This window comes from Streptomyces sp. NPDC046349 (genome assembly GCF_055587885.1).
In genome coordinates, this window is record NZ_JBVJFK010000008.1 from 311,070 (window position 1) to 323,523 (window position 12,454).

Below are 12,454 nucleotides of genomic sequence, written 5' to 3' on the forward strand. Positions count from 1 at the left end.
TGTTACTTCCCCTGTGTCATGGACGTCACGAGGACATCGAGGCGAGGTGAGGCCAGTTTGCGGCTTGTACGCCAGACGCTACCGCCCGCCCGTCCCCCCGTCCCTCGGGGGCCGTCCGGTGTGCCGGTATCGTTGCAGGCGGTCGGCGGCTTCGTATGGTTCCCCGTATATCGGTACCCCGAAGTTTCGTATGACCGCACAAAGACGAACACCGCAATTCCGCGAGAAAGGGCCTCCCATGGCCGCCTCCCGCCTGGTCGTGCTGGTCTCCGGTTCCGGCACCAACCTCCAGGCCCTGCTCGACGCCATCGACGCCCATCCCGGCGGACCCGAGGGCTTCGGTGCCGAAGTCGTCGCCGTGGGAGCCGACCGGGCGAACATCGCCGGCCTGGAGCGGGCGGAGAAGGCCGGGATCCCCACCTTCGTCTGCCCGGTGAAGGACTACGGGAGCCGCGCCGAGTGGGACGCCGCCCTCACCGCGGCGACCGACGCACACGCGCCCGACCTCGTCGTGTCGGCCGGTTTCATGAAGATCGTGGGCAAGGAGTTCATCGACCGCTTCGGCGGCCGGTTCATCAACACCCACCCCGCCCTCCTCCCCTCCTTCCCCGGTGCGCACGGCGTGCGGGACGCGCTCGCCTACGGCGCGAAGGTCACCGGCTGCACGGTCCACTTCGTGGACAGCGGCGTGGACACCGGTCCGATCATCGCCCAGGGTGTGGTCGAGGTCCGGGACGAGGACGACGAAGCCGCTCTCCATGAGCGCATCAAGGAAGTCGAGCGACAGCTGCTCGTCGATGTCGTGGGGCGCCTGGCCCGGCACGGCTACCGCATTGAGGGACGAAAGGTAACAATCCAGTGACCGCCGCAGACACCGCAGCGAGCAACGACCCGACCACGACCCAGCGGCCGATCCGGCGTGCGCTCATCAGCGTCTACGACAAGACGGGACTGGAAGAGCTGGCCCGCGGCCTGCACGAGGCGGGCGTCGCGCTCGTCTCCACCGGCTCCACCGCCTCGAAGATCGCCGCCGTCGGGGTGCCGGTCACCAAGGTGGAGGAGCTGACCGGCTTCCCCGAGTGCCTCGACGGCCGGGTCAAGACGCTGCACCCGCGCGTGCACGCCGGCATCCTCGCCGACCTGCGCCTGGAGGACCACCGCAGCCAGCTCGCCGAGCTGGGCGTCGAGCCCTTCGACCTCGTCGTCGTCAACCTGTACCCGTTCCAGGCCACCGTCCGGTCGGGTGCCACCGAGGACGAGTGCGTCGAGCAGATCGACATCGGCGGGCCCTCGATGGTCCGAGCGGCCGCCAAGAACCACCCGTCGGTCTCCGTGGTCACCAGCCCCGACCGGTACGCCGACGTCATCGCCGCGGCCCAGGGCGGCGGCTTCGACCTGGCCGCGCGCAAGCGGCTGGCCGCCGAGGCCTTCCAGCACACCGCCGCCTACGACGTGGCCGTCGCCTCCTGGTTCACGAACGCGTACGCCCCGGAGGGCGAGGAGGGCGCGCTGCCGGAGTTCCTCGCCGGTGCCTGGGAGCGCAAGTCCACCCTCCGCTACGGCGAGAACCCCCACCAGGCCGCCGCCCTCTACACGGACGGCCGGCCGGGCGGGCTCGCCAATGCCGAGCAGCTGCACGGCAAGGAGATGTCCTTCAACAACTACGTGGACACCGAGGCCGCGCGGCGCGCCGCCTACGACCACGAAGAGCCGTGCGTAGCGATCATCAAGCACGCCAACCCGTGCGGCATCGCCGTCGGCGCGGACGTCGCCTCCGCCCACCGCAAGGCGCACGCCTGCGACCCGCTGTCGGCGTTCGGCGGTGTCATCGCCGTCAACCGTCCGGTGACCGTCGAGCTCGCCGAGCAGGTCGCGGAGATCTTCACCGAGGTCATCGCCGCCCCCGGCTACGAGGACGGCGCGGTGGAGATCCTCGCCAAGAAGAAGAACATCCGCGTCCTGAAGGTCGACGGCAGCCCGCACCAGCCGGGCGACCTCAAGCCCGTCTCCGGCGGCGTGCTGCTCCAGCAGTCGGACGTCTTCCAGGCCGAGGGCGACGACCCGGCCAACTGGACGCTGGCGACCGGCGAGGCCCTGCCCCCGGCGGAGCTCGCCGAGCTGGCCTTCGCGTGGCGGGCCTGCCGGGCCGTCAAGTCGAACGCGATCCTGCTCGCCAAGGACTGCGCCTCGGTCGGCGTCGGCATGGGCCAGGTCAACCGCGTCGACTCGGCGAAGCTCGCCGTCGAGCGGGCCGGCGCCGAGCGCGCGCAGGGCTCCTACGCCGCCTCCGACGCCTTCTTCCCCTTCCCCGACGGCCTGGAGATCCTGACCGCCGCGGGCATCAAGGCCGTGGTCCAGCCGGGCGGTTCGGTCCGCGACGAGCAGGTCGTCGAGGCCGCGCAGAAGGCAGGCGTGACGATGTACTTCACCGGGACCCGGCACTTCTTCCACTGAGTCCGGCCCACCCCGACACGGCGAAGGCCGCGACCCGCGCTGCGGGTCGCGGCCTTCGCCGGTTCTGCGGACGAGCGGATCAGTAGTTCGGACGCTTGAAGTAGTCGCCGGCCTTCGCGAGTCCGATGACGATCGTGAGGCCGAGGGCGAGGGAGACCACGGCGGGCAGCAGGACGATTGCGGTGGGTCCGCCCGACGACTGCTCGCTCGCGCCGAGGGCCGCCATGTTGAGGAGCAGGCTGAGGCCGGCGAAGAAGGTCTGCAGCGAGCCGTAGACGATGCCGGACACGCGCACCCCGTTGCGGCCCTTGCCCATCTTGAGCGCCGTGAGGAACGGCCACAGGGACACGCCGATCAGGAAGAGGCCGCCGATGACGAAGCCGACGCTGACGGCGGTCCCGACGTCCTGCGCCGAGGAGCTGGAGGACCCCGAGAAGGCCGAGGCGAAGACGGCGCCGCCGATGATGACGAGCAGGCCGGCCAGAGCCTGCAGGCTGCTCAGGACGAAGAGGATCACGCGGGCCGCCTTCGCACCCCCGGGCATCTCCATGTGGGCGCCCGGGTAGCCGCCCGGACCGCCCGGATACCCGGCGGGGCCGCCGGGGTAGCCCTGCGGGGCCTGTTGCGGGTAGGCGTAGCCGCCCTGCGGCGGGATGCCCTGCGGGGCCTGCTGCGGGTAGCCGTAACCGGGCTGGCCCTGCGCCGGCTGCTGTCCGTACGGGTTGTGCGGGTCGCCGAAACTCATCTGGGGTGTTCCTCCGTGGAAGTGCGGGGACGCACGGCAATGAGCGCGGAGGAATCCTGCACGGTGCGGTCCGCCCCCCGGCACTGCCCGCGGCACTCAGTCGTTTCATCGTGGTCCGACCGGCGAGTCCTTGTCCAGTTGGGTGTCATACAGCCGGTCACTTGTTGTGCAAGTGCAATGAACCCTACGGTCCCGCGAGCACCTTGACTGGAACCCGGGCCACCTCATCCGGGAGGATGGGGTCATGACCGCCCAGATTCTCGATGGCAAGGCCACCGCGGCCGCGATCAAGTCCGAACTGACCGCCCGTGTGGCGGCCCTCAAGGCCCGGGGCATCACCCCCGGCCTCGGCACCCTGCTGGTCGGCGACGATCCGGGCAGCCGCTGGTACGTCAACGGCAAGCACAAGGACTGCGCCGAGGTCGGCATCGCCTCCATCCAGCGCGAACTGCCCGCGACGGCCTCCCAGGAGGACATCGAGGAGGTCGTGCGGGAGCTCAACGCCAACCCGCAGTGCACGGGCTACATCGTCCAACTCCCGCTCCCCAAGGGCATCGACACCAACCGGGTCCTGGAGCTGATGGATCCGCTGAAGGACGCCGACGGCCTGCACCCGACCTCCCTGGGCCGACTCGTCCTGAACGAGCCGGGCCCGCTGCCCTGCACCCCGTACGGGATCGTCGAACTGCTGCGCCACCACGGCGTCGAGATCAACGGCGCGCACGTCGTCGTCCTCGGCCGCGGGATCACCGTCGGGCGGTCCATCGGCCTGCTGCTGACGCGCAAGTCGGAGAACGCCACCGTCACGCTGTGCCACACCGGTACACGCGACCTCTCACGGCTGCTGCGCCAGGCGGACATCATCGTCGCCGCGGCCGGCGTCCCGCACCTGGTCAAGCCCGAGGACGTGAAGCCGGGCGCGGCCGTGCTCGACGTGGGCGTCAGCCGCGACGAGGCCGGGAAGATCGTCGGCGACGTGCACCCCGGCGTCGCCGAGGTGGCCCAGTGGATCTCGCCCAACCCCGGCGGGGTCGGCCCGATGACCCGCGCCCAGCTGCTCGTCAACGTCGTCGAGGCGGCGGAGCGGACCGGCAGTGCGCGCTGAACCGGGCGCCGAGCACGTGAACGGGAGCGGCGCGGCCAAGTCCCGCCGCTTCCCGTCCGTCACGCGGGACACGGCCCGACCCGAGGGCAGCGGCCGCGCCGTCCCCGGGGCCGTGTCCACGCCCGCCCGCCAGTGGCCGATGCTCAGCGTGCTCGCCGCGACCGCGGTGGGGCTGCTGACCACCGCCCTCGGGCAGGCCAGGGCCGGGTGCCTGGTGATCGGTGTGGCCCTGATCGCGGCGGCGGTGCTGCGGCGCGTGCTGCCCTCCGTGGGGATGCTCGCGGTGCGCTCCCGCTTCACCGACATGATCACTTACGGGCTGCTGGGCGTGGCGATCACGCTGCTCGCGCTGGTGATGGAGCCCAGGCCGCTGCTGGAGATCCCGTTCCTGGAGAGCGCGGTCCGCTTCACCGTGCGCTGAGTGCGCCGAGTGCGCCGACCGCGCCGAGTGCGCCGGGCGCGGGGCGGACGCGGGACGCGCTGGTCCGGTCGGGCACCGAGGGCCGGCCGGCCGTGGCGGCCGCGCCGGCGGTGCTCACCGCGCCCGGCGTCTCGGCGCCGACGGCGGTGCCGGGCGCGGGGCGCGGTGAGATGCCCGGGGACGCGTTCGCGGGATCCGGGGGCGCCGTACCGGACGCCCGCGCGGCGAACGCCTGTGTCAGGTCGATGAGGGCGATCGGACGCGCCAGGCCTTTCCGGTCGAATAGAAGTCCTGAAATCGACTTCGCCTTCGAAACGCCGGGGTTCGTGTGCCGCGCACCACAGGGACCCGGGGGTCGGGCCGCGCCAGGGTCGGATAGCCTGACCGCGGATGTCTCTTCACGTCAAGATTTACAGGGGAGCGGCGTCCTCCAGCACATGGGGCAGGGACGCCCCACCGCCAGCTGTCTAACGGAGAAGGCCATGACCCGCACTCCTGTGAATGTCACCGTCACCGGCGCCGCCGGCCAGATCGGCTACGCGCTGCTCTTCCGTATCGCGTCCGGTCACCTGCTCGGCGCGGACGTGCCGGTCAAGCTCCGGCTCCTGGAGATCCCCCAGGGCATGAAGGCCGCCGAGGGCACCGCGATGGAGCTCGACGACTGCGCCTTCCCGCTGCTCGCCGGCATCGACATCTTCGACGACCCGAACAAGGGCTTCGACGGCGCCAACGTCGCGCTGCTCGTGGGCGCCCGCCCGCGCACCAAGGGCATGGAGCGCGGCGACCTGCTCGCGGCCAACGGCGGCATCTTCAAGCCGCAGGGCCAGGCGATCAACGCGCACGCCGCCGACGACATCAAGGTCCTGGTCGTGGGCAACCCGGCCAACACCAACGCGCTCATCGCGCAGGCCGCCGCCCCGGACGTACCGGCCGAGCGCTTCACCGCGATGACCCGCCTGGACCACAACCGTGCGATCTCGCAGCTGGCCGCCAAGACCGGCGCCGCCGTCTCCGACATCAAGCGCCTGACCATCTGGGGCAACCACTCGGCGACCCAGTACCCGGACATCTTCCACGCGGAGATCGCCGGCAAGAACGCCGCCGAGGTCGTGGGCGACCAGGCGTGGCTGGCCGACACCTTCATCCCGACCGTCGCCAAGCGCGGCGCCGCGATCATCGACGCCCGTGGCGCGTCCTCGGCGGCCTCGGCCGCCAACGCCGCCATCGACCACGTCCACACCTGGGTCAACGGCACCGCCGAGGGCGACTGGACCTCGATGGGCATCCCGTCGGACGGCTCCTACGGCGTCCCGGCCGGTCTGATCTCCTCCTTCCCCGTCACCTGCAAGGACGGCAAGTACGAGATCGTCCAGGGCCTGGACGTCAACGAGTTCTCCCGCGCCCGCATCGACGCCTCCGTCCAGGAGCTGTCGGAGGAGCGCGACGCGGTCCGCGAACTCGGCCTGATCTGATCCACCGCTCCTCGCCGAGGAGTGCGGACACCGCCGCCACCTCGACAACCAGTACGAACCGAAGCGCCCCGGCCCCATCAGGCCGGGGCGCTTTGGCGTGATTCCGCCTGTCGGACGGTGTAGGGGAAATCTAAAGTCGGGCGGTGACCGAGAGCCCGATCCCCCGTCAGCCCACAGGCGACCCGCAACACGGTCCCCTGAGCGGCCGTCCCCCCGTCGACCCGGCGGTCAGCGAGGCCGGCCGCTTCCTGTGCGCCGGCACCTACCTCGACGCGGGGTACCGCGACCGCGTCATCGAGGAGCTGTACGTCCACGAGGAGCGGATCGTCGCGCCCTCCTACGGGTTCGACGCCTCGCGCGTCCTCGCCCACGCCCTCCGCGCCCGCCGCGCCGAACTCGGCTGGGCCGTGGGCATCCTCGGCGCCTGGTTCGCGGGGTCCCTCCTCACCGGAGGCGCCCTCGCGGTGCTGCTCGTCCCGTTCCTGCTGCTGAGCCTCGCGGGCTGGCTCAGGGCCCGGTCCGGGCTGCTGCCGCGGGTGCTCTCCCTCGTCGTGCGGATCTACGCCTGGTGGAACCTGGCCGTCGTCGTGGTCGTCGTCCTGGGGATCTGGCTGGCCCTGCTCGGCGCCTTCGGCGACGAGGACGACGGCCCGGCCGCGGTCGGCGGCCTGCTCTTCGCAGGAGGCGCCGGCGGCATCGGCGGCCCGCTGGCCGGCTTCGTCCTCGGATGGGTGCCGGCCGTCTTCGCCGCCGTCGTCACCGTCGTAGGGCTCCAGCGCGGTCACGTCGCCCGGACCATCGCCGGGGACCTCAACCGGGAGCGCTACGCCCAGCGCTCCACCGACCCCGCGGAGGCGGACCAGGGCGTCCGGTTCGCCCGCGTGCGGCAGCGGATCCTCAGCGAGCAGCACTCGCCGATGATCATGTACGACATCAACGACCCGTTCGTCGGAGCCGGCGACCCGTACCGTCCCTGGCAGGTGTCCTTCGAGCTGCGCCCCCGCGAGGACCTCGAGCCCGGCCGGAAACCGGAGCCGCTCACCAACGCCCGGATCGTGGCCGGGATCGTGCCGCTGCTGGAGCGGCTGCGGGTGCCCTCCCGGCACGGGTCCCCGCAGGCCGAGGCCGCCGTACTGGACCGCCTGCGCGAGCTGGTCGTCGACCAGTGCGTGTTCCTGCCGGGCGGGGGCTTCACCCACCGCGACGAAGGCCCGCTCCTGAGGGCCGACTTCGAGACGCACCGGGCCGCCGCCGTCGAGGAGGGCGGCGAGCGCCGCCGGTACTTCCTGCGCGTCCGCGTCGGCGGCTGGGACGAGAACGTCGTCGTCACCGTGTTCGTACGGGTCCACACCCAGGGCGGGATGATGATGGTGGAGGTGGCGCCGCACGTGCTGCTGCCCGTCCACGTCGCCTTCCACAACGCGGACGCGGACGCCCACCGCTACCTGAACAACAGCCGCTTCGGCAAGGCGGTGTGGGCCCTGCGGCACACGCCCGGCTCCTTCACCGCCTCCCTCCTCACCCTCGGCCGCGGCATCGCGAGCTGGTGGCGGATCGCCTCGGGCGGCCACGGCGGCGCCCGCCCCGAGGGCCCGCGCGCCTCGGTGCGTGAACTCGCCGCGCAGGACAACGGCTCGCTCTTCCACCTCATGGACCTCGACCGGTATCTGAAAACCATTCAGGACCGGATCGTCGCCGGCATTACCGTCGTCCTGGACGAGAACGGCTGGTACACCGAGGCCTTCGCGCGCCGCGCCGACGTCTACATCAACGCGAACTTCGGCGATGTGAGCCACAGCGCGGTCAGCATCGGCGGCAGCGGGAACCACAACAGCACACACAGGGGGAGCCATGGCAACGGATGACCGGAGCGGACAGCAGCCCACCGCGCGGATCGGCAGCATCCACGGCAGCGCGGTCAGCATCGGCGGTTCCAACAACACGAACACCGTCCACCAGGGCGGTACGGGAGCGGCCGTACCCGGCGCGGCCGAGCTGCTGGAGGCGGTGCTCTCCCTGCGCGAGGCGCTCGTACGGGAGGCTCCCCGGGGCGCGGACCGGACCGCGCTCGACGCCGAACTGGACGGGGTCGCCGAGCAGCTGGAGGGCGCCGAGACGATCCGGCCCGGACTGGTCGCCCGACTGCGCGAGGCGTTGCAGCGGTGGGCGCCGCTGGTGGAGACCGTGAGCGCGGCCGCTGCCCTGGGCAGCCTGCTCGGCGCGCTGGGGGGCTGATCCGTGGCTCCGGCACAGCCGCCGTCCGGACCGCGCCGCTGGGACGCACAGGCGCAGCGCTGGGTGGTGGACCAGGCGCCGGCCGGGCCCGCTCCGGGCACCACCGCGGGCACGGCCCCGGGCAACGCTCCGGGCAACGCCGCGGGCCTGCCGCCGCTGCCGCCGCAGCCGCCGACCGCGCCGTCGGCGCACGACCCGCTCGGACCGGGCGCCCCGCCACCGCCTCTGCCCCCGTACGGGGTGCCGCCCGTGCCGCCGCGGCCCGGCCCCGGGACCTCCGGCGGGCCGCGCGGCCGGTGGCTGACTCCGGCGACGGCGGGCATCGCCGTCGCCTCCGTCGCGATCGGCGCGGCCGCCGTGTGGTTCGTGGCCCGGGACACGGGCGACGCGGACCGCGCGGGGGAGAGGAACGGGACGGCGACCTCGGGTGCGCCGACGCCGACCGGCGGGGAGCCGTCCACGGCGAGCGGGTCTCCGACCACGGCCGGGAGCCCGACCGGGACGTCCACCCCGAGCCCGACCGGCACCGGGACGGGTTCCCACGAGACCAGGCGGGACACGGCCGGCTTCACCATCGCCGTCCCGGCGGGCTGGGCGCGCGAGGAGCTCAAGGAGGGGGTCTTCTACCGCTCGGCCGACCGGACCGCGCTGATCCAGGTGTTCCGGGTGTCGGAGCCGGAGCTCAGCCCGCTCGCCGCGGTCAGGCAGGCCTCCACCTATCTGAGGGGCGGCACGCGGGGGTACGAGGAGATCAGCGTCGGACCGGTCTCCGGTGTTCCCGGCGCGGCCGAGCTCGTCTACCAGTACGACAGCGAGGAGTCGCGCGGCGTGCGCCGCGGGGTCGAACGGGTCTTCCTCGTGGCGGACGGCACCAAGTGGGCGGTACTGACCGCCGGGCCGGCCGCCGAGTGGCAGGCCACGCAGGACCACCACGCGGCGGCGCTGGCGGCGTTCCGGCCGACGGGCTGACCGGCCGGGCCGGGCCCGGCCGGAGCCTGCCGTTCGGCTCCGGCCCCGGTCAGGCCTTGTACATGCCCGGCTTGTAGTGGCCCGGCACCATGCGCGTGGTGACACCGAAGCGGTTCCACACGTTGATCGTCGCGATGACGGTGATCAGCTGGGCCAGTTCGCGCTCCTCGAAGTGCGCCGCGGCCTTCTCGTACACCTCGTCGGGCACGAAACCGTCGGTCAGGACGGTGACGGCCTCGGTGAGCTCGATCGCGGCGAGCTCCTTCTCGGTGTAGAAGTGCCGCGACTCCTCCCACGCGGCCAGCTGCACGATGCGCTCGACGCTCTCACCGGCGGCGATCGCGTCCTTGGTGTGCATGTCGAGGCAGAAGGCGCAGTGGTTGACCTGCGAGGCACGGATCTTGACGAGTTCGACGAGGGAGGGCTCCAGGCCCTTCCTGGCGGCGATCTCCAGCGCCAGGACGGCCTTGTAGGCCTCGGGGGCGAGCTTCGCCATGTTCATGCGCGGCGTGTGCTCGGGGGCGTGGGCGTGCGAGGGGGTCCGGTTTTCAGCGGTGGTGGTCATGTGTTCCACCGTAGGAGGCAGGCGGCCCGTCGATATGGTCCATATTCATGACGGATTCTTGGGCCACTTTCGGTGCCGACCTTCATCTGGACCTCTCCGCCGGGCGCGGTCTGCGGGCCGGGCTGACCGAGGCGCTGCGCGAGGCCGCGCGCAGCGGGCGACTGGCGGCCGGCACCCGGCTGCCCTCCTCCCGCGGCCTCGCCGCAGACCTGGGCATCGCCCGCAACACGGTCGCCGAGGCGTACGCCGAGCTCGTTGCGGAGGGCTGGCTCACGGCCCGGCAGGGCTCCGGCACCCGGGTCGCGGAACGGGCCCGCCCGCGCCGGCCCGCGACCGCCGCCCCCGTACGGCGTCCCGCTCGCGGCGGCCCCGCGTACAGCCTGGTCCCCGGCACTCCCGACCTGGGCGGTTTCCCCCGCGCCGCCTGGCTGGCGGCGGCCCGCCGGGCACTGACCGCAGCCCCGAACGAGGCCTTCGGCTACGCCAGCGACGGGCGCGGCCGCGTCGAGCTGCGACGGGCGCTGGCGGGCTACCTGGCACGGGCGCGCGGAGTGTACGCGGATCCGGACCGGATCGTGCTGTGCGCGGGGTTCCTGCACGGGCTGAAACTGCTCGCGGCGGTGCTGCGGGCGCGCAGGGTGCGCGAGGTCGCCGTGGAGGGGTACGGGCTGGACTTCCACCGGGACGAGCTGGTGCGGGCGGGGCTGCGGACCAGGCCGCTCGGGGTGGACGGCGACGGGGCCCGTACGGGGGAGCTGACCGCGGCGGCGGGCGCGGTGCTGCTGACCCCCGCCCACCAGTTCCCGACGGGCGCGGCCCTGACCCCCGCCCGCCGGGCGGCCGCGGTCGACTGGGCCCGGACCACCGGCGGGCTGATCCTGGAGGACGACTACGACGGGGAGTTCCGCTACGACCGGCAGCCGGTGGGTGCCCTGCAGGGTCTCGACCCGGACCGGGTGGTGTACCTCGGCACGGCCAGCAAGTCCCTCGCCCCGGGGCTGCGGATGGGCTGGATGGTGCTCCCGCCGGGCCTGCTGGAGGAGGTGGCCGCCGCGAAGGGGTACACGGACTGGACGTCCAGCATGCCGGACCAGCTGACACTGGCGGAGTTCATCGAATCCGGGGCGTACGACCGGCACGTGCGCGGGATGCGGCTGCGCTACCGGCGGCGGCGGGACGAGCTGGTGGCGGCGGTGGCCGGCCGGGTGGCGGGGGTCTCGGGGATCGCGGCGGGGCTGCACGCGGTGCTGGACCTCCCGGCGGGCACGGAGCGGTCGGTGCTGCAGTCGGCGGCCTGGCACGACCTCGCCCTGCACGGCCTGTCCGCCTTCCGCCACCCCCGGGCCGAGCTCGCGCCGCGGGACGCGCTGGTCGTCGGCTACGGGACCCCGTCGGACAGCGCGTGGTCCCCGACCCTCGCGGCGCTCGCCGCCTCCCTGCCATGACCCGGCGGTGTGCCCGGCGGTGTGCCCGGAGCGGCTGAAAGACCCGGGGCTCCGCCCCGGACCCCGCGCACCGAACGGCCGGCGGGGCCGAAGACCACCCCCGCGGCGGCGCGGCAGCCGGGGAACCCGGCCGGGCTCAGGACGCCCGCGGTGCCGGGGCCGGTGGGGATTTCGGTTCGCCGAAGCGCGACAGGGCCAGCGAGCCGGCGACCGCCACCGCGAACCCCGATACGGCCAGCCACGTCAGGCCCTCCCGGGTACGGTCGCCGAGCCAGACCACGCCCACCACCGCCGGGCCGACCGTCTCGCCGAGCACCAGGCCCGCCGTCGCCACCGTCACCGAACCGCGCGCCAACGCCGAGGTGAGGAGCAGGAACCCCGCCGCCCCGCCCAGCAGGAGCGCGTACAGCGCGGGGTTGCCGAAGTCCCACACGGAGTCGATGAGCCGCACCGAGACCTCCACCACGCCGAAGCCCGTGCCCGACCCCAGACCGAGCACCAGCGCCCGCGGCCCGTCCGGCAGGCCGCCCGCGGCCGCACCGAGCAGCAGCACCAGCACCGCCACGCCGAGCAGCCCCAGCTTCAGTGCGAACGAGCCCGTCCCGCTGCCCTCCTCACCCGAGGCGAGCCCCAGCATCAGCAGCCCCGCGCACACCACACCCACCGCGTACCACTCCGCGCGCGACAACCGCACGGCCATCAGCCGTGACGCGACCACCGCCGTCACGGCCAGACTGGCGGCCAGTGCCGCCCCGACCACGTAGATCGGCACGTGCCGCAGCGCGACGATCTGCAGGACGAAGCCGGCGCCGTCCAGGCCGAGGCCCAGGACGTAGCGCCACTGCCGTGCTGCCCGCAGGAGCAGCGCCGCGTCCACCCCGGAGCCGCTGCCTGGCTCCACCGCCCGCGTCGCGACGGCCTGCAGAACGGACGCCGTGCCGAAGCACACCGCGGCACCGAGCGCGCAAATCATCCCAATCAGCACGAACTGACTCTAGGTCACGGATCTCACGGCGGCCGGATTCCATCGGCCGGGGAGCCCG

Annotated in this window: 12 protein-coding genes; 9 read left to right on the plus strand and 3 right to left on the minus strand. The window is 73.2% G+C overall.

Annotated features, from left to right (window positions below):
* The first annotated feature begins 238 nt into the window (after positions 1-238).
* Both purN and purH read left to right on the plus strand, forming a co-directional pair.
* Positions 239-862 (plus strand): phosphoribosylglycinamide formyltransferase, encoded by a 624-nt coding sequence (purN, locus tag ACZ6JS_RS20915; RefSeq protein ID WP_469299774.1) that lies wholly within the window; start codon positions 239-241, stop codon positions 860-862.
* On the plus strand, positions 859-2,454 hold the full coding sequence (gene purH, locus ACZ6JS_RS20920; protein ID WP_469299776.1) for a bifunctional phosphoribosylaminoimidazolecarboxamide formyltransferase/IMP cyclohydrolase: 1,596 nt from the start codon (positions 859-861) through the stop codon (positions 2,452-2,454). The genes purN and purH overlap by 4 nt, the downstream gene beginning before the upstream one ends.
* Before the next feature lie 79 nt (positions 2,455-2,533).
* Here the strand turns inward: purH and ACZ6JS_RS20925 are convergent, their stop codons facing one another.
* Positions 2,534-3,199, minus strand: a complete 666-nt coding sequence (locus tag ACZ6JS_RS20925) for a hypothetical protein (RefSeq protein WP_469299777.1) — start codon at positions 3,197-3,199, stop codon at positions 2,534-2,536.
* A gap of 244 nt (positions 3,200-3,443) precedes the next feature.
* Here ACZ6JS_RS20925 and ACZ6JS_RS20930 point away from each other — a divergent pair, with 244 nt between their 5' ends.
* The 6 genes from ACZ6JS_RS20930 (at position 3,444) to ACZ6JS_RS20955 (ending at position 9,401) form a co-directional block, all read left to right on the plus strand.
* A complete protein-coding gene (locus ACZ6JS_RS20930) occupies positions 3,444-4,304 on the plus strand; it encodes a bifunctional methylenetetrahydrofolate dehydrogenase/methenyltetrahydrofolate cyclohydrolase (protein ID WP_469299779.1) in 861 nt (286 codons plus the stop codon).
* Positions 4,294-4,725, plus strand: a complete 432-nt coding sequence (locus ACZ6JS_RS20935) for a DUF3017 domain-containing protein (protein ID WP_469299781.1) — start codon at positions 4,294-4,296, stop codon at positions 4,723-4,725. Before ACZ6JS_RS20930 ends, ACZ6JS_RS20935 begins: the two co-directional genes overlap by 11 nt.
* A gap of 482 nt (positions 4,726-5,207) precedes the next feature.
* Positions 5,208-6,197, plus strand: a complete 990-nt coding sequence (locus tag ACZ6JS_RS20940; RefSeq protein ID WP_469299783.1) for a malate dehydrogenase — start codon at positions 5,208-5,210, stop codon at positions 6,195-6,197.
* 143 nt (positions 6,198-6,340) lie between these two features.
* Positions 6,341-8,062: a hypothetical protein gene (locus ACZ6JS_RS20945; protein ID WP_469299785.1), complete on the plus strand. Its 1,722-nt coding sequence runs from the start codon at positions 6,341-6,343 to the stop codon at positions 8,060-8,062.
* On the plus strand, positions 8,049-8,432 hold the full coding sequence (locus ACZ6JS_RS20950; RefSeq protein ID WP_469299786.1) for a hypothetical protein: 384 nt from the start codon (positions 8,049-8,051) through the stop codon (positions 8,430-8,432). Before ACZ6JS_RS20945 ends, ACZ6JS_RS20950 begins: the two co-directional genes overlap by 14 nt.
* 3 nt (positions 8,433-8,435) lie before the next feature.
* Positions 8,436-9,401 carry a hypothetical protein gene (locus ACZ6JS_RS20955; protein WP_469299788.1) on the plus strand — a complete coding sequence of 322 codons (966 nt, stop codon included), beginning with the start codon at positions 8,436-8,438 and terminating at the stop codon, positions 9,399-9,401.
* Positions 9,402-9,450: 49 nt separating this feature from the next.
* Here the strand turns inward: ACZ6JS_RS20955 and ACZ6JS_RS20960 are convergent, their stop codons facing one another.
* A complete protein-coding gene (locus ACZ6JS_RS20960) occupies positions 9,451-9,966 on the minus strand; it encodes a carboxymuconolactone decarboxylase family protein (protein WP_469299789.1) in 516 nt (171 codons plus the stop codon).
* A gap of 47 nt (positions 9,967-10,013) precedes the next feature.
* On the opposite strand from ACZ6JS_RS20960, the gene pdxR reads away from it, so the two are divergent.
* Positions 10,014-11,411, plus strand: coding sequence for a MocR-like pyridoxine biosynthesis transcription factor PdxR (gene pdxR / locus ACZ6JS_RS20965; RefSeq protein ID WP_469299791.1), 1,398 nt, complete (start codon positions 10,014-10,016; stop codon positions 11,409-11,411).
* 136 nt (positions 11,412-11,547) lie between these two features.
* Here the strand turns inward: pdxR and ACZ6JS_RS20970 are convergent, their stop codons facing one another.
* On the minus strand, positions 11,548-12,384 hold the full coding sequence (locus tag ACZ6JS_RS20970; protein ID WP_469299927.1) for a DMT family protein: 837 nt from the start codon (positions 12,382-12,384) through the stop codon (positions 11,548-11,550).
* Positions 12,385-12,454: the final 70 nt, after the last annotated feature.